General features: G+C 61.1%; 21 protein-coding genes. 2 read left to right on the top strand and 19 right to left on the bottom strand.

The genetic code is table 11. The features are described 5' to 3' along the window. Both ACSQ13_RS03975 and ACSQ13_RS03970 read right to left on the bottom strand, forming a co-directional pair. Window positions 1-1,533: a phage portal protein gene (locus tag ACSQ13_RS03975; protein ID WP_435988184.1), complete on the bottom strand. Its 1,533-nt coding sequence runs from the start codon at window positions 1,531-1,533 to the stop codon at window positions 1-3. 3 nt (window positions 1,534-1,536) lie between these two features. Then, entirely contained in the window at window positions 1,537-1,752 is a 216-nt protein-coding gene (locus ACSQ13_RS03970; protein WP_435988183.1) for a phage head-tail joining protein, read from the bottom strand. On the opposite strand from ACSQ13_RS03970, the gene ACSQ13_RS03965 reads away from it, so the two are divergent. Then, window positions 1,743-2,711, top strand: a complete 969-nt coding sequence (locus ACSQ13_RS03965) for a DUF1186 domain-containing protein (RefSeq protein ID WP_435988182.1) — start codon at window positions 1,743-1,745, stop codon at window positions 2,709-2,711. The genes ACSQ13_RS03970 and ACSQ13_RS03965 overlap by 10 nt on opposite strands. Before the next feature lie 38 nt (window positions 2,712-2,749). On the opposite strand, the gene ACSQ13_RS03960 is transcribed toward ACSQ13_RS03965, so the two are convergent. Together ACSQ13_RS03960 and ACSQ13_RS03955 are read right to left on the bottom strand one after the other, a co-directional pair. Continuing rightward, the gene (locus ACSQ13_RS03960; protein ID WP_435988181.1) at window positions 2,750-4,513 is read right to left on the bottom strand and encodes a phage terminase large subunit family protein; all 1,764 of its coding nucleotides are present in this window, start codon (window positions 4,511-4,513) and stop codon (window positions 2,750-2,752) included. Window positions 4,514-4,604: 91 nt separating this feature from the next. Then, the gene (locus ACSQ13_RS03955) at window positions 4,605-5,168 is read right to left on the bottom strand and encodes a terminase small subunit, Nu1 (RefSeq protein WP_435988180.1); all 564 of its coding nucleotides are present in this window, start codon (window positions 5,166-5,168) and stop codon (window positions 4,605-4,607) included. A gap of 172 nt (window positions 5,169-5,340) precedes the next feature. Here ACSQ13_RS03955 and ACSQ13_RS03950 point away from each other — a divergent pair, with 172 nt between their 5' ends. Continuing rightward, window positions 5,341-5,559 (top strand): hypothetical protein, encoded by a 219-nt coding sequence (locus ACSQ13_RS03950; RefSeq protein WP_435988179.1) that lies wholly within the window; start codon window positions 5,341-5,343, stop codon window positions 5,557-5,559. A gap of 672 nt (window positions 5,560-6,231) precedes the next feature. On the opposite strand, the gene ACSQ13_RS03945 is transcribed toward ACSQ13_RS03950, so the two are convergent. The 15 genes from ACSQ13_RS03945 to ACSQ13_RS03875 all read right to left on the bottom strand — a co-directional run bounded on the left by ACSQ13_RS03945 (window position 6,232) and on the right by ACSQ13_RS03875 (window position 18,812). Further along, window positions 6,232-6,438, bottom strand: a complete 207-nt coding sequence (locus ACSQ13_RS03945; RefSeq protein WP_435988178.1) for a DUF7220 family protein — start codon at window positions 6,436-6,438, stop codon at window positions 6,232-6,234. Beyond that, window positions 6,435-7,667 carry a DNA modification methylase gene (locus ACSQ13_RS03940; RefSeq protein ID WP_435988177.1) on the bottom strand — a complete coding sequence of 411 codons (1,233 nt, stop codon included), beginning with the start codon at window positions 7,665-7,667 and terminating at the stop codon, window positions 6,435-6,437. The genes ACSQ13_RS03945 and ACSQ13_RS03940 overlap by 4 nt, the downstream gene beginning before the upstream one ends. Window positions 7,668-8,135: 468 nt before the next feature. Further along, the gene (locus tag ACSQ13_RS03935; RefSeq protein ID WP_435988176.1) at window positions 8,136-8,561 is read right to left on the bottom strand and encodes a DUF6362 family protein; all 426 of its coding nucleotides are present in this window, start codon (window positions 8,559-8,561) and stop codon (window positions 8,136-8,138) included. Further along, the gene (locus tag ACSQ13_RS03930; RefSeq protein WP_435988175.1) at window positions 8,551-8,763 is read right to left on the bottom strand and encodes a hypothetical protein; all 213 of its coding nucleotides are present in this window, start codon (window positions 8,761-8,763) and stop codon (window positions 8,551-8,553) included. Before ACSQ13_RS03930 ends, ACSQ13_RS03935 begins: the two co-directional genes overlap by 11 nt. Further along, complete coding sequence (locus ACSQ13_RS03925) at window positions 8,760-9,191, bottom strand: hypothetical protein (RefSeq protein ID WP_435988174.1); 432 nt, start codon at window positions 9,189-9,191, stop codon at window positions 8,760-8,762. Before ACSQ13_RS03925 ends, ACSQ13_RS03930 begins: the two co-directional genes overlap by 4 nt. Further along, a complete protein-coding gene (locus tag ACSQ13_RS03920) occupies window positions 9,188-9,727 on the bottom strand; it encodes a crossover junction endodeoxyribonuclease RuvC (RefSeq protein WP_435988173.1) in 540 nt (179 codons plus the stop codon). The genes ACSQ13_RS03925 and ACSQ13_RS03920 overlap by 4 nt, the downstream gene beginning before the upstream one ends. A 410-nt stretch (window positions 9,728-10,137) precedes the next feature. After that, window positions 10,138-12,555, bottom strand: coding sequence for an AAA family ATPase (locus ACSQ13_RS03915; RefSeq protein ID WP_435988172.1), 2,418 nt, complete (start codon window positions 12,553-12,555; stop codon window positions 10,138-10,140). Next, complete coding sequence (locus ACSQ13_RS03910) at window positions 12,552-13,322, bottom strand: hypothetical protein (protein WP_435988171.1); 771 nt, start codon at window positions 13,320-13,322, stop codon at window positions 12,552-12,554. Before ACSQ13_RS03910 ends, ACSQ13_RS03915 begins: the two co-directional genes overlap by 4 nt. Beyond that, window positions 13,319-13,747 (bottom strand): DUF6511 domain-containing protein, encoded by a 429-nt coding sequence (locus tag ACSQ13_RS03905; protein WP_435988170.1) that lies wholly within the window; start codon window positions 13,745-13,747, stop codon window positions 13,319-13,321. The genes ACSQ13_RS03910 and ACSQ13_RS03905 overlap by 4 nt, the downstream gene beginning before the upstream one ends. Then, a complete protein-coding gene (locus ACSQ13_RS03900) occupies window positions 13,744-15,435 on the bottom strand; it encodes a DEAD/DEAH box helicase family protein (RefSeq protein ID WP_435988169.1) in 1,692 nt (563 codons plus the stop codon). Before ACSQ13_RS03900 ends, ACSQ13_RS03905 begins: the two co-directional genes overlap by 4 nt. 11 nt (window positions 15,436-15,446) lie before the next feature. Then, a complete protein-coding gene (locus ACSQ13_RS03895) occupies window positions 15,447-16,112 on the bottom strand; it encodes a hypothetical protein (protein WP_435988168.1) in 666 nt (221 codons plus the stop codon). Between the two features lie 13 nt (window positions 16,113-16,125). Then, window positions 16,126-17,022 (bottom strand): ATP-binding protein, encoded by an 897-nt coding sequence (locus tag ACSQ13_RS03890; RefSeq protein ID WP_435988167.1) that lies wholly within the window; start codon window positions 17,020-17,022, stop codon window positions 16,126-16,128. Next, the gene (locus ACSQ13_RS03885; RefSeq protein WP_435988166.1) at window positions 17,019-17,516 is read right to left on the bottom strand and encodes a hypothetical protein; all 498 of its coding nucleotides are present in this window, start codon (window positions 17,514-17,516) and stop codon (window positions 17,019-17,021) included. The genes ACSQ13_RS03890 and ACSQ13_RS03885 overlap by 4 nt, the downstream gene beginning before the upstream one ends. After that, on the bottom strand, window positions 17,494-18,327 hold the full coding sequence (locus tag ACSQ13_RS03880; RefSeq protein ID WP_435988165.1) for a hypothetical protein: 834 nt from the start codon (window positions 18,325-18,327) through the stop codon (window positions 17,494-17,496). The genes ACSQ13_RS03885 and ACSQ13_RS03880 overlap by 23 nt, the downstream gene beginning before the upstream one ends. Further along, the gene (locus ACSQ13_RS03875) at window positions 18,324-18,812 is read right to left on the bottom strand and encodes a hypothetical protein (protein ID WP_435988164.1); all 489 of its coding nucleotides are present in this window, start codon (window positions 18,810-18,812) and stop codon (window positions 18,324-18,326) included. The genes ACSQ13_RS03880 and ACSQ13_RS03875 overlap by 4 nt, the downstream gene beginning before the upstream one ends. Window positions 18,813-18,842 lie beyond the last annotated feature (30 nt).

Raw genomic sequence — 18,842 nt, 5'->3', positions numbered from 1 at the left:
TTACTCCTGTTTGGTAGCGGGATCGGTCGCAGCCGCATCCTCGCCATTGTCGCCATTCTCGCCGGCGGCCCCGTCACTCGGATTAGGCCGCCCTGCAGGTGTTGCCCGCGCACCTTGGGTCTCGCCGGGGCTGGTTCTGTAGCTGAGCCCCAACTGCTTCGTGCGCGCGGCATCGGCTGCGTTCTCACGGTCGACCTCTTCGACATCGTAGCCCGTGGCTTCGACCACCTTGCGCCGCGATGTGATACCAGCCTCCATGGCCAGCACCTGCGCTTGTATGTCTTTGAGCGGGTCGACCCAGTCCCAGCGTGGCGGGATCCATTGCACCATCCGCGCAGCCGCAGGATCAGACAGGTCCAACCGGCCCGCCAGTTGCGCCGTCTCCAGCCAGCGCGCCCATACGGGTCGGCAGAGCTGATGCGCGATCACCCCGTGCTGCAACTGCTGCACGCGGCGGCGGAACTCGACCAATTCGGCGCGCAGGCTCGAATAGTTGGCCTGCCGCACATCGCCAGTGACCAGATGATACGGCAGCCCCAGCGAGGCCGAGACGGCCAGAAGTGTGCGATACTGGAACGCCTCATAGCCGCCGCCTACGTCGGCAGGGCTTGAGAACTTCACGTCCTCGCCCGGCAGCAGCACCTGCATCGTGCCGGGCTCAAGGCTCGCCATCGCAGCACCGTCGAGATCGGACTCGGTCTCGCCCATCATCGGGTCTTCTGGTGCTGTCTTGGTGATGAAGCCCGCAAACATCGCTGCCGTCTTCTTGCGGTCGAGTTCCGCGTCGTCATACTGATCAAGCAGAAACAGACGCACCATGGCCGGGGCCACATGCGGCAGTCCGCGGATTTGGCCAGCATCGATGGGCCGATAGATATGCAGCACATCCTCGGCCAGAACACGCACGGTTTCCGGCACCGCCACGCGCTGATCGGTGCTGTCGCCCGGGTGGCTGCGGCGGAAGTGATAGGCAACGCGCCGCCCGATCAGGTCAAACTCGATGCCGCAGCGGATGCGATTGCCATTTGCGGCCGGGCCTGTTTTCTCAAACGGCAGCATTTCCGATTGCAGCAGCTGCATTTGCAGCGGCACCAGTAAGCCATCCACAGCACGACGCGGGCGCATTCTCACGAAGCACTCGCCTGCGACGAACATCTCGCGCGCCACCATGGCCTGCAGACCGTAGAAATCAGTCAAGCCATCGGCATCCGCCTCATCCGTCCAGGCCAGCCAAAGCTGCTGAACCTGATCGCGTAATTTGGCATCCGCGATCAGCGATGAGGGCTTGATACCGTCCCCCACCATGTTAGACGCAAAGGCCTCGCAGGCATTCGCCGCATATCCATTGGTGACCACCAGTTCCCGGGCACGGGCCAGCAACCTCGGGCCACCTGAGGCGACCAGTGAGTTGATATTTTCCAGCGGTGGGTTCCAGCCCCGCAACCGGCGTTTGGACATTGCACCCTCAAGACGCGCGCGCACGGCTGCAGGGCCGCCTTGGGCTGGTCGGCGGAACCGGTCAAACAGGCCCATGGATCATAGCCCCTTTGAGGTCGTTATGCGCACATGGCGCACGATGCGCCGCCCCTCGGCGGCAGCGATCTCGCGGTCCAGTGCCTCGATGGCCCGGTCAATTTCAGCCACGCTGCGGTAATCCACGGTTTTGCCGTCATAGCTGACGCGGGCCACGCCAGAGGAACGCTGAACAGCCAAGGTCTCGCGGCGACTAAGGAGTTCCGTCAATGTCGGCATCTGAATTGACCTATCCTGCGAATATGTTTCATTTAGCCAACCGAATCCCGAGTGAAGGCAAAACCATGACCCCGACCGAAATCATGCGCGATCTCGCGCGCGACGACATTTTTCCGAAAACTGCCATGGCCGGAGCAGGCACCCGGCGCGAAGAAATGGCGCCAGTCTTCGTCGATCTCGTAACCCGCCTCGCACATCAGCCTATCCCAGCGATGAAAGACGCTGATCTGATGGCTTTTATTCCGATTTTCCACATGCTGGGCGAATGGCAGGATCCTCGTGCCTATCGCCCGTTGGTTCAGATGCTCCGTCGTCCTACCAAGGTCATCGACCATCTCCTCGGGGACGCTGTCACCGAAACAAGCTTTCGCGTCATCGCTGGAACATTCGACGGTGACCTGCAGCCCGTGTGCGACGCGATCGAGGACAGGAAGGCTGACGAATTCGCGCGTCTGTCCTTGATGAATGCTCTCGTCTTGATAGCGCAACTGCACCACGCTGAACGCCCGGTGATCGAGAATTATTTCCGGACCTTTCGCCAACGCTGTCCCAAGGCACCCGTAGACCTCCTCACTGGCTGGATGGACGCTATTGCCGCCCTCGGACTCGAGGATATGTCCGAGGCCGTGCGCGAGGTTTTCGACCAGGGCCTGATCCCGAAAGAGTATTGCGACTTCGGGCATTTCCTCGAGGGTCTGGAGGCCTCCCTCAACGAAGGTGTTTCCCCCGCAAACCGTCGTTACCAGAAGGCCCTGATCACCAATGCCATCGATGAGTTGTCGAAATGGCACTGTTATACCGATGAGTTTCTCATCCAGCAGAAGACCCGCAAAGTTGACAACGCCTTACGTGTGGCCCCCTGGACAGAGGCCCTCACAAAGACACCTGACAAACTTGGCCGCAACGATCCCTGTCCCTGCGGCAGCGGCAAGAAGTTCAAGAAATGCTGCCTGCACTGAACCTGCCCGGCCAACATGACCCTGCGTTTCCAGCCCCTTCACCTCATGTAACTTGAGCGCACGGTTCGCCGCTGTGGTCCCGCGCGCCGAGAAGCGGGCGTGGTGTTTCCCGCCCCGTCCTCAGCCATGTCCTCCGCCGTGATCCCGACCTGTGCTTCCAGATCAGTCCACCGCGCATCGGACCATCGGTCCGCTCCAGCAATCCAAGCGGCCGCGCGGGCGTAGACCCGACAATCCAGCGCCTCGTTGCGCTCGCGCATCTTCTGCCATTCGAGCTTTGCAAATCCGCGTTTGTTCTTGACCGTGACCAGTTGTTCCGCCGTCAGCTGCTTGAGCCATTCGCTGTCAGCCCAATTGGGCAGATGCACCGAGCCTGCCGGAAACGATGCGCCCGTTATTATCTCCTCAGGCGTCGGCCTGTCCTGACGCAGGAAGCGATAGGTCTCCGCCTTGAACGTTGAGGTTGCCACTGACCAGAGCCGCGCACCGCGCCGCAGACGCTTGCCGCCGATGGTCGCGTCGACAAAAGTCGGCCCCGTCACCGGGCTAGCGCGGTTGAAGCCCTCCAGACCTTTCACTGGGGCCACCTGGCCGAAGCCGACCTGCCTTGCCCAGGCATAAACGGCGCTGGTCTCGTAACCGGTATCAATGGCCAGCTTCGCGATGGTCAGCTGCTGGCTGCTGGGATGCACCCATGTTCGCCCAAGAAGATCGCTAAGGGTCTGCCAGCACGCTGGATCCCCCGGACCGCCGTCGATGACAATGTGATCAATCAGCCAGCTTTGCAGCCCCCTGCCCCAAGCCCAAACGTCAACCTCAATCCTGTCCTTCTGCACGTCCGCACCGGCTGTGAGGAACAGACCGCTCGCTGGCACCGTGCCTGAGCGCCATTCTTCCTTTTGCCCCTGTAGGCGCTGCCAATCAGGCGCCTCGCCGCTTTCCATCCAGGTCTCGCCCAGCGAGGTGTTGATGAAGGTTTTCATCATCTCATCACCGCCAGCGCGCGCTGATAAGAAAGTCTTGGCCATCGCGTACAAACGAACCCAGGGCGAATAGATCTCGTTCAGGTGGAACCCAGCCGTACCCGAAAAGGGTTGCTCGGCAATCCAGCGGCCTTTGGAGATAGCTGACCACCTTGTCTCATCGCGCCAGACCGCATCGCATTGTGCGCAGTGATAGCGCGCAGTGTCAGGTAAATGGCTGCCGTCAGTCGCCTTATCCCACCGGACTTGGCTCCAGGTCAGAACCTGCTCAGTTCCGCACTCAGGGCATGGCACCCAAAACCGGCGTTGATCACTTTCCTCGAACGCCGCCTCGATCCGGCTCGCGCCCTTGTTCGTCGGCGTCGAGACCAGCACAATCTTGCGGTTCCAGAAGGTCACCGTCCGCTTGCGCGCAAGGTTAACCGGATCACCCTCAGCCCCTGCGCTAAACGGATAGCGGTCCACCTCGTCGCACAGCAGCAGCCGGATTGGCCGGCTTGCCAGGCCCGAAGGCGCATTGGCACCCACAATCGTCAGATGTCCGCCCGGAAAGCGTTTATGCAGGATCTTGTTGTTGCCGTCCCGAGATCTCGGATTGGCGATCTTATTTTGTAGGCACGGCGTATCCCGCGCCATCGGTGAGAAGCGGTCCTTCGACCACGTTTCCGCATCCCGCTCCGTTGGCATGACCACCATTATCGGTGCCGGGTCATGGTCAATATGGAAGCCCACCATATTAAGGATCGACTCACTTTTTCCAATTTGACTACTCGACATGATTACAACGGTTTCCGCTGCCGGATCCGAGATCGCATCCATGATCCCACGCTGATATTCCGCGCGGCTCGTGCGCCACTGTCCGGGCTCGGCGCTGGCCTCTGAACTCAGCCGTCGATTTTGGTCAGCCCAGTCACTTATTGTCAGGTCCGGCGGTGGTTTGAGAACTGCTAACGCCCTCTGAACCGTCCGCTTCAGGATCGGCGATCCTTTCAAGGTCAAGGTCGGTCTCAAATTCAATGTCTGGCTGCGCGAGATCATCAAGCACCTCGCGGATAGCGGCACGGATCAGGTTCCGGGTATCTCCGACGGTTGATTGGTCAAAAATCTGTGGCGCCAACCGGTCCGGCAGCCCCAAAAGACGGGTTCTAAGAAGCGCCAGCACAGCAATCCATGCTGCCTCAATCTGGTCAGCAGCAATCAGTGAGCGGCGCTTTTCCTCCGCCTCCATCTCGGCGAGGTCGGCCCGGGCGCGAATGAACCGGGCACGCTCAGCCGCATAGTCTGGCGCACCCGCTTGAGCCTTAACGGCCTGATCGCGCAGGTAACGCACGTAGCCGCGCACCGAGCCGATCAGATCGTACTGCCCGCGCTCCGCCTTCGGGATCACTCCCTCCCGGCTCAGCTGCTGGACCCGCCGCTCCGACAGATCAAGCAGCTTGGCGATCACGCCGATGGGCTGGGTGGCTGAGGACATAAAGTGACACTAACTTTTGAATTAAAGCCATGTAATTGCTGCGATTATACTGGATAGTGCGCGCCCGTAGAGCGAAGCTTACGTCATAGAAAGACGCAACTTAGGACCCTTTCACGATGACCCTGATGAACATCGCTGCCACACCACACAAAGAGGACGCGGAGTAACCCCCATGGAAACCACCAGCATTCGGCTCCCCATTCATACCCTGCCAGAACAGTTTGACCGCAGTCGTATCACAGTCGTGCTCGACGAGATCGAAATGGCCCTGATGGACGATGGTGGCGTTTACGCCAGCACCTCCGCCGACAGTTTCACCATCACGGTTGAAGTGCCCACGCATCAGCTGATGGATACCGCCAGCTGCCTGAAAGACCTCGGCCTGGTTTAACTGATCTGCCATTGCTACCCCGATAGCCTCGAAGTGCCGCCGCTGAAGGCCCATTCAGGGTTTCTCGATTATTGCAGCCTATGATACTAAGCGCTGACATACTCCTGAGAAAGGTAAGATGACGGTGACTATCTGGGTTTACAGATCTGTTTTCAGCGCACTGATTGCTGCTTTTTTCGCATCAGCGGCGTTTGCTGACGTACCTATTATTCCGCGCGGACAGAACTTTACCTGCACGCCGACGCATGTTTGGGATGGGGACGGCCCCGTTTGGTGCAGTGAAGGGCCCAGGCTGCGGCTTGCAGGGATTGCGGCGCGCGAACTAGATAGCAGCTGCTCCGCTGGACATCCTTGCCCAAACGCAAGCGGGATTGCTAGCCGTGATGCCTTGGTCGATCTTTTGGGCACTCCGACGGGCGTCAGCCGCTATGGGCATATCCTTGTAGATGGTCTCCCTTTGCAATGTCGATCAGACGGTTCCGCAGGAGGTAAACGCACAGCATCATGGTGCGTGTCGCCACGTCATGGAGATATCAATTGTGCGATGGTGAGCGGCGGGTGGGCTTTGCCGTGGGACAGATACTGGCGCAATCATAGATGTTAGGTACAAATATCGCAAAACATAGAGACGATGACATTTTCATGGCTCCAATCGTGAGCGTGCTAGCGCGGTTAGATCAGCGCAAACAAACGGCGCAGCAGATAACTGCGGGCCAGAGAGACGGCGACGAAGGCCATGCCTATCGCCAGATGTTCTCCGAACGCGACCTCGAGGCCGAACCACGGGAACACTAGGATCTGCGTAGCAATAGCCAATATGTAGCCTACAATGACAATCGTGATCGCCTCGATCAGCGACATGAGGCGAGACTGTTTCATGCGCCCTCGCGTTCGGCTTTAAGCGCGTTGTAAGTCTTATCACTGCCATCCAGCATCGCCTCTTTCCCCGTAAATGCCTGCCACCGCTCCACCGCAACATCGACATAAGCCGGGTTCAGCTCTATTCCGTAGCAGACGCGGCTTGTGGTCTCGGCCGCGATCAGCGTGGTGCCCGAGCCCATAAATGGTTCATAGACTGCCTGCCCAGGGCTCGAGTTGTTCAGGATCGGTCGCCGCATGCATTCAACGGGCTTTTGCGTCCCGTGTACCGTCTTGGCATCCTGATCTTTGTTGGCGATCTGCCACAGCGTCGTCTGCTTGCGGTCCCCGGCCCAGTGGCCCTTGCCGGTCTTTTTGACAGCATAAATCATCGGTTCATGCTGCCAGTGATAATCGCCCCGGCTGAGCACCAGCCGCTCCTTGGCCCAGATGATCTGCGAGCGAATGGTGAAACCTGCCGCCTCTAGGCTTTCGATCACCTCCCTTGCATGCAGAGCACCGTGCCAAACGTAAGCGACGTCGCCCGGAAACAGCGCCCAGGCCTCACGCCAATCCGCACGGTCATCGTTCAGCACCTTGCCGGTACGTTTGGTTTTGGCTGCACCTGCCTTGTTGCGCCAGCCCGGGTCGTACTCAACTCCATAGGGTGGATCGCTTATGAGTAATAACGGTTTGACACCGTTCAGAACTTTTTCCACGTCCGTGGCCACCGTGCTGTCACCGCAGAGCAGACGGTGGTTGCCAAGTATCCACAGATCGCCCGGGCGGCTGATCGGATCCTCCGGCGTGTCTGGAATATCGTCCTCGCCCTCCTGCGGGCCGGTGCCGTCCTCAAGGCTGTTCATCAGCGCGTTCAATTCATCATCAGTAAAACCCGTCAGGCCGAGATCGAACTCGGCATCCATCAGATCTGCCAGTTCGAGGTTTAGTAGGTCCTTGTCCCACTCGGCGTTCTCGCTGGAGCGGTTATCCATGATCCGGAAGGCGCGTGCCTGGGCCTCGGTCAAACCCTTGGCGACATGCACCGGTGCGGACTTGAAGCCGAGCTTGCGCGCTGCCTCCAGCCGGGTATGCCCCGCTAGAACCACCATCGCCTCGTCGACGACGATGGGCTGTCGCCAGCCAAACTCCTGAATCGACGCAGCGACCGTGGCAATGGCTTGCGCATTGTTACGCGGGTTGCGCGCATAGGGAATGATCTGCTCAAGCGGCAGGTCTAAAACGTCCATTGGAATGTCCTTGGAAAAGCGCCGAACCGAAATGGGTCTGGTCCGCGAAGCGAAATGGGGTCAGAGGGCCATTTCGTTTCAGGCGGGGTTTAGCAGGCCCTTAGGCCCTTGTTTCTTTGGGTTTGCGTGTAAAGCGAAACGAAACGGGTGTTTTTGGTGCTGTCACTAGGAAAGCGCGGCGCTGCGCCCCCCCATATACGGTTACAAACAGGAAGGAACCGTTCAATTTCAATCGGTTACGTGCCTCACAAAATCGACCAGAGACAGTTTTTTCTGCAAACCGGTCACCATTTACGCCCCTACAAACCCGTTCAATCCGACACGCCGCTCTCAGCCACACGACGGTCATCTTATCGTTCTTATAGCCTCTCAATCGGCATCTGTCACAGCTTGCGGTGTCTCACCGAAAAGTGTCTCACTTGCACGAACTGGGTTGACAGGGCGGCAACAACTTGACCGCCCCGACGCTCACGTTGTTTGCCCGATCACATACTCCATCGAGCGTTTGCGCGGCACGGTTCTGCCATTCAGCTTCCAGACAATCACCGCCAACCCGTACTCCTGACGCCGACTGGCTGTGGCCCGGCTGATCCCGTGGTGCCAGGTGATCCCCTTCCAGGCCTTGCGATTGGCCCGCGCCCAGAGGATCTGGCCAATGTCCTTGTCCAGCCACCGCAGCCACAGCAGCGCCTCATCCGCTTCTGTGATCATCCGCGGCGATGGCAGCGGCCGTTTCATCCGAGGCTCCTGCCCCACCTGATCGGCAAAGGTTGAGACGTAATCCGGCCAGGCGCTGACATAGCCTTGTGGGCGCACCGGTGGCAGGCTGCGCATCACGTCCGCCGCCAGCTCCAGACGATCGGCCACCATGGCACGGGTCCAGTCATCTGCCATGGCGCACCTCCCTGCCCTGCGGGCGTTTGCCGTAGAGTTTTGCGCCGAGCTGTTCGACCAGTGCGCGCTCCGGCCATGTCAGACGATCGTCATCAACGCTGACGGCCAGCACACCCTGCTCATGCCAGCCATCGCGCTTGACCTGCTCGGGGTTGCGGCGGTGGCCGCCGTAGCCCTTGGGGGTGAACTGCATGCCAGTCATGATGCACCTCCCTCCGCGACACCGCGTTTTGTGGGGGGTAAATCGACGGCTATTTCGTTAGGCACCCTTAGCCTATCAAAATCAGAGGCTGGGATTTCGCTCCCTGTTTTCTGGGCCGCCGCCGCCTCCGATGCACCTTTGCGGACCAGTCGAGCCTGCAAGGCGGCGCGCTCCTGGGGATCAAGCTTCCTACGCCACGGATTCTTACCTAACCGAAACGGCCAGCTCGCGCAGTCGACCGCCGTACAGAGCCGCACCTCTTGCGCGGACTCATTGCAGCAATCGAGACAGTGCAAGCGCAGGGCGCGCAGCGGCGACACACGGGCATGGCCCAACTGTTCCAACTCATCCGTGCGCATGCAGCGCGGATCGCGGCCGACATCATCACCGCCGCGCTGTTCCAGACCAATTTGACGATGGCGGTTCATGCGACACCCCCATTCGTCTCAATGGCCCAAAGCAGGATCGCGACGGCGTCCGCCTCGTTGTCGTCAGCCGGGCTGAAGCCCCGGGCGCGGGCGGCGTCGATCATGGCCAGTTTGGGCGCATTGCCGTGGCCGGTGGCGTGGCGCTTGATGGTGCCAACTGGCACGCCCTGGTAAGGCACGCCCCGCAACTCACCCCAACTGGTCAGCACAGCAAGCAGCCCACCAAAGACATGGGCTGCATCAGTACCGGCATGCCGACGGACTTCTTCGAAATAGATCGCCCCAATCGGTCCTGACAGCCTGTCGATTTCCGTCAGCCAGTTGGTGAACCGAAGGTAGCGCATGCCGCCACCGTCGTAGCGGCTGGGCTTGAAGCTGACGGTGCCGCTGGTGATGAGGCCGTCATAGCCACGGATGGCCCAGCCGGTGGTGGTGCCCAGATCAAGCGCCAGGATGGTGCGCGGGGTTTGTGCAGGCAGCATGGGCGTTTTCGGGGTTGTGCCGAGAGTGGCATCGGCGAGAGTCGTATCAGCCATGAGTGGTCTCCTCTTCTGGTGGGCTGCTCGGGTGGAAGACGACGGCGGTTGATGCTTGGCGGTGCCGGCCGCCGTCGTCGGATTGTTCTGGGACCAAAACTTTAGCCCCAAAAAAATGCCCAGGGGTGGGTGGTGTCTCCCCCGCCTTAAGCGGGGAGAACACTTACCCCTTAGGGTAGGAAATTCCGTGTTCTGTGTTCCTGTGTAAGCCATTGAAATCAAATATAGATTTCCAGAACACGGATTGGAAAATGACAGACTGCAATCCGTGTTCTGTGTTCCTGCGTAACACGTTGATTTTACAACACGAATTCCAGAACACAGAACACGGACATCAGAAACACGGCCCGTGTTTTGGCAAGAACACGGACGATCCGTGTTCTTGGACAGGCTCTTTTGGGGTGCCGGGTTCATGCCTCATCACCGTCCTGATCGACCCAGACGTCCGGGTTCTCAACCGGCAAGATCGCTCCAGATTGAGGGCACATGTAGTCGGACGGTAGCACCCGAATGAAGGCTGGGCACACCTCGCCGGTCTCGGTGTCGACCACTTCCAGGTCGGTCCGCAGTTGCATATTTTTGACGCAGAGATACCCGAACTTGGACCGGTTCCGTTTGAGGCCGAGCTCTTTGATCTGTTCACCGCGCACGAACTTCACATGGCCCTTGGTGGCGAGCACATGCAGGCGTTCACGGATGCTGGTCTGCCCCCCAAGACTGCCTTTGTTCTCGAAGCTGGCCGCGAACTGGCTGAGCGTGAACATCTTTCCCTGTTCAGCCTGCTCACTGAGCATCTGGACAATCACGCCGCCCTTTCGATCCCGTTCGGCGTCGTGTTTTGCGCCAGCTTCTTGGCGTACAAGCCGCTCGTTCATCGGGTTGATCTCGATCCATTCGCCCTTGACCTTGTCGATCAACTTGGGGTCCAACGCTGGCCCGTTGCGCAGTTCGATCTCCAGCTTGCGCTCGCGGGCATCCTCATCAGGACGGTGCAAAATCAGTCCAGAGGTGTAGAACCCGCGCAGAGCGCTGGCACCTGAGAGCGCCAGAAACGGGTCGTCCTTGACCTGCTGTTTGCTCAGCTTCTTGGTGTGGTGGGCGAGAATGACACCGCAGTCGGGATTGATGTGATCGCGCAGAACCTCGACCCGCTCTTTGAGGAAGAACATCATGGCGGTGTTGTCGTTTTCACCGCCGCCCTCGGGGCCACCGTCGAAAAGGTTCCGGATCGGGTCGATGCAGATAATGTCAACGGGCTCTGAAGGGAATGCCCGCTGGATGGCCGCCGCGACACGCACACTGCCCTCAACATCGAGCAAGAGGTTCAGCTTTGGCGTGGCCACCAGATTGTCCCGCGCGCCTGTCAAAACCTCTTTCGGCAGGCTGATTTGCTTCATCCGCTCGCGCAGATAGTGGTACTGGATCTCGGCCTGCAGGTAGAACACCCGCAGAGGTCGCGGTGGTGTGAAGTCGAGAAACGGCACGCCCGCTGCCATGTGAACAAGCCAGGAGATCAGCAGATCGCTCTTGCCCACCTTGGGTGCGCCGCCCAGCACCAGCAGCCCACCGGGTGTCAGCACCCGAGGTGCGATGATGTCAGCAGGCATAGGGCTGTCGTCATCCAGCAGCGCGCCAAGCGTGAAGGCAGGCATTTCGTTTGGCGCAGGGGCGGCGCTGTCGAGACGGATCAAGGGCGGTCCGTATTTTTCGACATGGCGGGCCCAGAGCCGTTCGGACTCGCGCTTCAGCCGCTCCACCGTCCACTGCGGCCGCAGCATCGCGGCGTTGTAGCCGCAGATGCCCTCCCAACCTTCGTCTTTCGACATCCGGCCCTCATGGACCATGCGGATGAAATACCCGATGGCGGCCGAGGCCCCCTCGAAGCGCGACCAGTCGTCCTGCGCGCTCTCGCGTACCGGGGTGACCAGCACATCGTCGACGGCAGGCTTGTCGGACGTGGCGAAATCCGGCTGCAGCGACACGCCCGGTGCGGGCGGCATGTCGGTGACAGCTTCGGTGAACTCGCCCAGATCGCGCTCGAGATCGGCGTTCAGCGCAACAATGCGCACTTGGGTCTTGAGGCTGTTTTTATAGTAGACCGAACCTGCCACCCGGATCGGCTGGTGGGCCGAGCGAAAATGCATATCTCCGCCAACCTTGGCGGCAATGTCACCGCGGATACGGGTCACGCGCGCGATGTCGCTGCCCTCGGCAGGCTCGGTCAGCTTCCACCACACATGCGCCTTGCGCTGGCCCTCTGGCGTCACACCGCCGCTTTCCACCACCATCGTGGGTGAGCCGAGATGGCGCTCGAGATGCGCCCGCTTGGCGGCAATGTCGCCCGTGTCGATATCGACCACCACAGCCTGCATCTGCAGGATGTCAGCGGCCTTGGCCTGTCCGGGCGCGGCTACAGTGCCGGGGATGACATAGACGGCTGCGCCTTCGCGTGCCGCCCAATTGGAAAAGGTGGTCATCTTGTCGGTGACATTTTCACCGGCATCAATCCAGATGTTATGCGGGCGACCATCAAAGCCCTGCCCCTTGTCGATGAAACTGCGCACCGGGATCAGCCCGTCACAATAGCCGAACACCACCTCCATGAACTGGGCGATCTGCTCGGGGTCCGGCTCATCGCCGAACACGTCGATCTGTGGCGCCGCGTCGTTGAAGTCCCGCCACGGGTTGAAATGGACCAGGTTTTCTTTCGGGGGATCCGAGGGTTCCGTGTCGGCCGATGGTTTTTTTGGTTCGTCGTGGTCTGTACTCATGTCAGCATCCTCAGGTTTTTTTCGGGTGTCGGGCGGGTCCTTTGGGGCATCCGTCATGTCGGCAGCCCCCAGCAGCGCTCTGCCCAGGAGCAGAACCGGCATTCGAAAAAGTCGCGGTTTGCGGCCACGCGCGGCAGCAATTCCCCCGCGTCAGTAGCTTGCAGAATCCGGACGCCGCGGTCGGACATGCGCTGCGCCAGATCGGCATCGAATGGCACCAACTCGTGGTGCATCTCTGCCGTGTCCTTGTTGATGGCGGAGAACACGGCGGGCGCGGCGCTGATGCCGGGCACGCTTGCTTCCATATAGGCCTGGTAGACGGCGATCTGGGCGGCATAGACGGGCTTTGATTTGGTCACCCCGTCCTTGACGCAGGTGCGCCAGTTCTTCGCGTTCATCGTCTTGCATTCCCAGAGCGCGGGGACAGCAAGGTCGAAGTCTTCTGGTCCAGCGGCGATGATGCCGTCGACGTGGCCGCGGATGCGCCCACCCGCGACAGAGAAGCCGAACTGGCCGCCATCTGGATGGTTGCCTTTTTGCGTATAAATCTCGAACCCTGCGCCGCGCAGCCAGCGGATAGCGAGCTCTTCCAGCTCGTGCCCGATGGCGAAGATGCGCAGGACTTGGCCGGAGAAATCCTGCCCCTCGTCCTTCGGCGCAGCCGTGAACTCGAATTGCAGGGCGCGTTCGCAGGCATGGCCAAGGCGGGAGCCACCGAGGTAATCACGGGGCGTCCTTGCCGCATTCTCGGACGTCAGGGCCGCATCAATGGTCTCGTTGATGCGTTCAGAGAAGCTGGGTTTGTGGTTGAAATCGAGGGTCAAAACGGCACCTCCGATTGGCTGGTGATCTCGGCCATCTCGGCACGAAAGGCCTCGACGGTGATGACGATCAGCCGGTGCATTTCGTTCTGGTTCAACTGCCCCAGCGGGCGGTCCCAGCCGATCCGTTCCATTTCCAGGCCGAGCGCGCGCATCACGGCAGGCAGCGCTTGGGTTTCGTCTTCGGTAAAATCGACCATGCTCAGTCCTCTTTTCGCTTTTCGGTTGAAGGCTGCCTGGCACTGCATTGAGCAGAACCAGCGGTATGTGCGTTTGCCGCGCGGCTGGTGCGGATCGAACCAACCGAAGCCGCGGGTGCGGGATGTGCAGACGGCGCAGAGCGTGCCGCGCGGATGCCAGAGGCGATCAAAACCCGGGCGATCCGCAGCCTCTGTGGGCGCGGATGCGATTTGCGCGACATGGCTCATGCGGCCTCCCGCGCAGTCGGGGCCGCGCTCAGGATCAGCCCGCGAATGGCGCGCTTGTTGAACCCGAAGGTCATCAGCGCCGAGGCCTTGTAACGGGTCAGGCCATAATCGCTGCGCGCGGCAGGCGAGAGATATTGCAGCTGCTTTTCCGTGGCAGGCTGGTTCAGCCAGGCGCGCGTCTTGAAGGCGCTCTCATCGGTCTCGTGATCGTTCAGCCAGTCATCGGCCTGCGCCAGGCACACGCTGCGCTCGCCAATACCCAGCAGCTGCGGCTGCACACCGCGCGCGCCACCGACACCGTACCAGAGGCCCTCCAGCCAGAAGATCCCACCCCAGGCCGAAAAGCCCGTCGCCAGAAGCGCATCCTCTGTGTCGAAAAGATCGACCCACTCAAAGCTTGAGCGCTTCAGCAGATCAATCTCGGTCATCAGAAAGCCAGAAAGCGCACCGCCAAGGGCCCCTTCAAGTGTTTCACCCCCATCCTCGACCAAGACCTCCCCGCAGATCGGGCATTCGCGCGACGCCAGCGGAATATCGGCAGTGCAGGACGGACAGGTTTTCGAGGGTGCCTCGCCGCTTGTGGTCTTGCCCTCCAGATCGACGTCCTGCTCCAGCGTGCCGTGGGTCAGGCTCGAGGTGCCAAAATCCAGCACCACGCAGTCGGACTTGACCACGCCGGGATGCTCGATCGGATCCACAGTGCGCAGGCCCCGCCCAACCATCTGGATCATGGTGGACTTGTAAGAACTGGGCCGCAGCTGCACGACGCAGGAGACGGGCGGGTGATCAAATCCCTCGGTGAGCACTGAGACGTTTGTGATGACGCGGATTTCGCCGCGGGCAAAGGCCGCGAGGATGTTGCGGCGTTCCTCGCCGGGCAGATCACCATGGATCAGGCCCGTCGGAATGCCCGCAGCGTTGAAGGCCTCGGCGACATGCGCGGCGTGGCCCACGGTAGAGCAGAACACCACCGTGGGGCGATCGGCGGCCTTTTCCTGCCAGTGGCGGATCACTTCCTCCGTGATCGGCGCGCGATCCATGATCTCGGCCACCTCGCTCATGTCGAAATCCGACACGGTCTTGCGCACCGCCTTGAGCTTCTCCTGCACGCCGACGTCGATGACAAAGGTGCGCGGCGGCACGAGGTGACCAGATGCGATCAGCTCACCCAAGCGCACCTGATCCGCGACATTGTCGAAGACCTCGCGCAGGCCTTTCTTGTCGCCGCGATTGGGCGTGGCAGTGACCCCGAAGATCCGAGCATCAGGATTGGCATTGCGGACGCGGTCAATAATACGCCGGTAACTGTCCGCGACCGCGTGATGGGCCTCGTCGATCACCAGCAGGTCCAGCTTCGGCATACCCGCCAGATTGCGCTCCCGCGTCAGCGTGGGCACCATGGCGAACGTCACCTGACCGCCCCAGGATTTGCTGGTGGCATCCACCACCGAGGTGGTGATGGCGGGATTGACCCGACCGAACTTGTCGCGGTTCTGCGCGGTCAGCTCGTCTCGATGCGCCAACACGCAGGCCTTGGCTTGGCTGTTTCCAATGCTCTCGCCGGTGACCGCCGACAGCATGATCGTCTTGCCCGCTCCGGTCGGCGCGATGCCGAGCGTGTTGTCGCGGGTGCCGAGCGCAGACAGGCTGCGCTCGACGAAGAGTTTCTGGCGGGGACGCAATCGCATGGTTCAGACCCTCACTCGGCCCAACTCGGACGGCCCGAGAAGCCCGGTGCGGCGGGCTTCTGTTGTGGCTGTGACGCCGGTGCCGGATGACCCTGTGCCTGCGAAGTGGCAGCCGGAGCTTGATGCTGTGGCGCAGAAGTGGCCGATGGCTGCATTTGTGGTGCAATACCCGGCACCGCGACATGACCCATCACCGGCGCGTAATCTCGGTGATCGGGCATGACAGCGCTCTTGATCTCGTTCTTGTCCTCCCCGTTGGTGTCCGTGCCAACATCGATCCGCGCGACAAATTCCAGACCATCGAGGTCAGCAAACCCGTTGATCCGTCGCCGCGCCTGAGCTTCGGGGGAATTGTCCTTGTCCGAGAGGCCGCGCGACGAATTGAGGATGCCCCGCACAAGGCTGCGGCCCATATTCGCCCAGTTCGGACCATTGGGGCTGTAAAGGCCGATCAGCGACCAGATCTTGCGCTTGGCATAGGGCCCTTCGAGCACCGTATATTCGGCATCAAGATAAACAGACCCTGTGCTGCCCCGTTTGGCATAGCCGCCAGTCCAGCCCTGGCTGGGGTCGTCATACCCGCCTGGGCGCAGGGTCAGGCGTACCTTGGCCAGCGTACCCTTCGGGATGACATTGCTGTTTGATTGCGCGTCGTTGAAATCGTTCCAGAGAGACATGCGTGAAGTCCTTTCAGTTGGTGGTGTCGTTGGAGGGGGTGTTGGCCTGCGCCGCTGGGGGTGCCAGCGGTTCCGGGGCCGCATAGGAAAGGCGGCGGTCCGCAGGGATGAGCGGGCCCCGGATCTTGTCCATCAGCTTTCCGAGATGCGGAGGTTCGACCATGTCGAGACGCCCGGACCGATCCTTGGCCGGGAAACCCCAGAGATTGAGAGTGTGACAGACAAACCCGCGCTGAGGCGCTCCGTCCCCGTCTGCAATGTCGGTCATGGTGATGACCTGGTCGACGATCCCGGGCAGTTCGAGCCCGGTTTTCGAGCCGTCGATCTGGGGCACGAAGATCTTGCGATTGAAGTCATCCAACTTCTGATCGAGGATGCCCACGAACCAGACATTCTTGCCGCGGGTATGCTGCAGATGCGTGAGCCACGCGATCATCTCGCGACCGTGCAACCCATAGGCCCCACGCACGTCCGGCTTGCCTGTCTTTTCTGAGAGTGCCTCGGGCTGACCCTTGCACCAGCCAAAGCAGAGCCGACCCGCCACGGTGATCGAGTCGATGAACACTGTGTCGTATTTGGCCAGCACGGCTGGGTCGCCGTATTTCGCGCAGATCGCCTCGAAGTGCGCCTGGCTGTAGGGCTGATCGGCGCGCAGTGCCGGGTTGGGCCCACCGATGAACACTGCAAAATCCCGGCATTCCGTCCAGGTCCGCGGCCGGATCGCATCAATGGCCAGCCCCTCGATCGCAAGGTCTCCGGCCTCGAGGTCAAAGAACAGCGTGGTCGAGTTCAACAGTGTCCAGAGCAGCGATGTCTTGCCGATCCCGGACGGGCCAAAGATCACGCCCTTGATGCCGCGGTGTTCTGCCATGCGCTGGTCGGCGGTGATGATGGGGAGCGCACCGGTCATGTCGGCACCCGATCACACGGGGTGGTCTGGACGCTGTGCGTCAGGATCGCATCAAGACACCTCCCAAAGCTCCAGTCCGGATTGTCCGCCCAGAACCGATCGGCCTGTCGCAGCGCGTTACGCCATTCGCGAAGGGCGCGTTGATCGTTGGCGATCTGCAGCTGGCGGATTTCGATGGCACGCTCAAACCCGGCGCGCGACAGCTGGCGCGTGGCGACAAGGCTGGTGCCGTCAATGTCCATGGCCACCGCAGCCGGAAGATGGAACGGCAAGGCCGCCTGCGCGGGCGCGGCGGATTTCTCCGCCTTGAGTTTGAGGCTGCGCGCACGCTGATCGATCCGCGTAACAACGCCGTCAATGCCTGCCAGATACTGACCATCCGCATCAATATCGTCCCAACGTTTGACAGCTGCCTCGCGCTTGTTGACCGCATGGCCTGCCATCACGTCGCCGATAATCTCGGCTACAACATCATTCAGTCGCATATGTCCCATTCTGGACCTCCTGTTCGTAAAGGGTGGTGAAGTCGGTGAGCCATGCCGCCGCGCGCCGCACGGGCGCGGTCTCAACGGCGTGGCGCGACGCTGGCGGAATGCGGCGGACCGCCTCCGACGGACTCGGCTGCTCGTCGATCCGCTCGACAATTTCCACGAGGCGTTCGTGAATGGCCCGATCTTCCTGGGTCCCAAACACCGCGATTTGGATGGCCTGCTGTTCGGGCGTCAGCGGAGCTGGCTTTGTCGCCTCGATCTGGCGGACGCTGTCCTGAACCCGCTGCAACCGGTCAAGTGAGCGTTGCAGCCGCTCTTCCGCTGCTTTGCGGACCGCAGACCGCGTGGGTTCTTCCCCGCGCTGCAGTTTTTCGTCGAGTGTCCGTCGTACAAAGCCAGGATCAGCGGCTTCAGCGTCCCGGATCAGGCGAGCGTCATGGATCTGGTCTCGCCGCAGACCGAGATCGGAAGCGGTCGTAACGTTGGAAGGTTCAACCTTACTTCGGCCGTGGCCCGCCACCTCGCCACGAGCCTGCGCAGCATCATACTCATTAGCGAGACGTCGCTTTGCGGCAGCTTCGATTTCCAGCGCATGGGCCTGTGCACGATGTGCCGCCGCAACCAGGTCGTCATGCGCGGCTTTGGCCCGGCCCAAACGTGCTGCACGTTTCGCCGTGTCATAGACAAGGCCCGCTGCCTCGCGTGCCTCCAGAACCTCCGCCGAAGTCTTAGCATTCGAGAGCATGCTGGCCGCGCGATCGATCAGGCCGGGAAGGCTTAGATCGTTTTCGGGAACGGGAAGTAGTGCCGTCATTGATCGCCCTCCTGCGGGACAATCTCGACCTTCAGCGTGCCGGGCCGGACGGTGCGTGCGGGCTCGAAACCCTGCCGGATGGCCTCTGGCCAGGCCGCGTATTTGCGCTCGGGCACCTTAAAGGAGAGATCAACATATTCGGCGGGGTCGTCGCCTGCAGCGCGGATGCGCGCGACCATGGCCGCCAGCTTTTCCTGATCCCAGTCGACGCGTTTGGGCAGATCTGCCACGACGGTGTAATCACCATCCGCGAGCCGCACCGTGCCGGTGTCCTTGCCGCAGGCCCTGCGCGCTTCGGCCGCGCGGGCGGCATAGCGCACTTCAAGGGCCGTGTTGAACCGCGCGCTCGCCATGCGCAGTTGCTTGGTTGCATGGGCCAATTCAGCCTGCAGACCGGCCAGCAATTCCACCGGCATCTGCGCCAGGTCACCAGTCTGCATATTGAGCATGTCATCCACGCTCGGGGTATTTTGGGGATAAGTCATGAAAGGGTCTCCGTGTTCGGTGAGGGGTGA

The organism is Sulfitobacter sp. SH22 (genome assembly GCF_965641905.1).
In the GTDB taxonomy this organism is placed as follows: domain Bacteria; phylum Pseudomonadota; class Alphaproteobacteria; order Rhodobacterales; family Rhodobacteraceae; genus Sulfitobacter.
Note: the sequence above shows the minus strand (reverse complement) of the source record. Positions and strands in the feature narration are given on the sequence as shown.

Bases quoted from the DNA above. Each gene is read 5' to 3' on its own strand.
- ACSQ13_RS03970 (WP_435988183.1), bottom strand. From the start codon at position 1,752: ATGCCGACATTGACGGAACTCCTTAGTCGCCGCGAGACCTTGGCTGTT.
- ACSQ13_RS03945 (WP_435988178.1), bottom strand. From the start codon at position 6,438: ATGAAACAGTCTCGCCTCATGTCGCTGATCGAGGCGATCACGATTGTC.
- ACSQ13_RS03960 (WP_435988181.1), bottom strand. From the start codon at position 4,513: ATGGATGCGATCTCGGATCCGGCAGCGGAAACCGTTGTAATCATGTCG.
- ACSQ13_RS03875 (WP_435988164.1), bottom strand. From the start codon at position 18,812: ATGACTTATCCCCAAAATACCCCGAGCGTGGATGACATGCTCAATATG.
- ACSQ13_RS03955 (WP_435988180.1), bottom strand. From the start codon at position 5,168: ATGTCCTCAGCCACCCAGCCCATCGGCGTGATCGCCAAGCTGCTTGAT.
- ACSQ13_RS03920 (WP_435988173.1), bottom strand. From the start codon at position 9,727: ATGGCTGATACGACTCTCGCCGATGCCACTCTCGGCACAACCCCGAAA.
- ACSQ13_RS03925 (WP_435988174.1), bottom strand. From the start codon at position 9,191: ATGAACCGCCATCGTCAAATTGGTCTGGAACAGCGCGGCGGTGATGAT.
- ACSQ13_RS03975 (WP_435988184.1), bottom strand. From the start codon at position 1,533: ATGGGCCTGTTTGACCGGTTCCGCCGACCAGCCCAAGGCGGCCCTGCA.
- ACSQ13_RS03935 (WP_435988176.1), bottom strand. From the start codon at position 8,561: ATGGCAGATGACTGGACCCGTGCCATGGTGGCCGATCGTCTGGAGCTG.
- ACSQ13_RS03895 (WP_435988168.1), bottom strand. From the start codon at position 16,112: ATGTCTCTCTGGAACGATTTCAACGACGCGCAATCAAACAGCAATGTC.
- ACSQ13_RS03930 (WP_435988175.1), bottom strand. From the start codon at position 8,763: ATGACTGGCATGCAGTTCACCCCCAAGGGCTACGGCGGCCACCGCCGC.
- ACSQ13_RS03965 (WP_435988182.1), top strand. From the start codon at position 1,743: ATGTCGGCATCTGAATTGACCTATCCTGCGAATATGTTTCATTTAGCC.
- ACSQ13_RS03900 (WP_435988169.1), bottom strand. From the start codon at position 15,435: ATGCGATTGCGTCCCCGCCAGAAACTCTTCGTCGAGCGCAGCCTGTCT.
- ACSQ13_RS03940 (WP_435988177.1), bottom strand. From the start codon at position 7,667: ATGGACGTTTTAGACCTGCCGCTTGAGCAGATCATTCCCTATGCGCGC.
- ACSQ13_RS03905 (WP_435988170.1), bottom strand. From the start codon at position 13,747: ATGAGCCATGTCGCGCAAATCGCATCCGCGCCCACAGAGGCTGCGGAT.
- ACSQ13_RS03950 (WP_435988179.1), top strand. From the start codon at position 5,341: ATGGAAACCACCAGCATTCGGCTCCCCATTCATACCCTGCCAGAACAG.
- ACSQ13_RS03890 (WP_435988167.1), bottom strand. From the start codon at position 17,022: ATGACCGGTGCGCTCCCCATCATCACCGCCGACCAGCGCATGGCAGAA.
- ACSQ13_RS03880 (WP_435988165.1), bottom strand. From the start codon at position 18,327: ATGACGGCACTACTTCCCGTTCCCGAAAACGATCTAAGCCTTCCCGGC.
- ACSQ13_RS03915 (WP_435988172.1), bottom strand. From the start codon at position 12,555: ATGACGGATGCCCCAAAGGACCCGCCCGACACCCGAAAAAAACCTGAG.
- ACSQ13_RS03885 (WP_435988166.1), bottom strand. From the start codon at position 17,516: ATGGGACATATGCGACTGAATGATGTTGTAGCCGAGATTATCGGCGAC.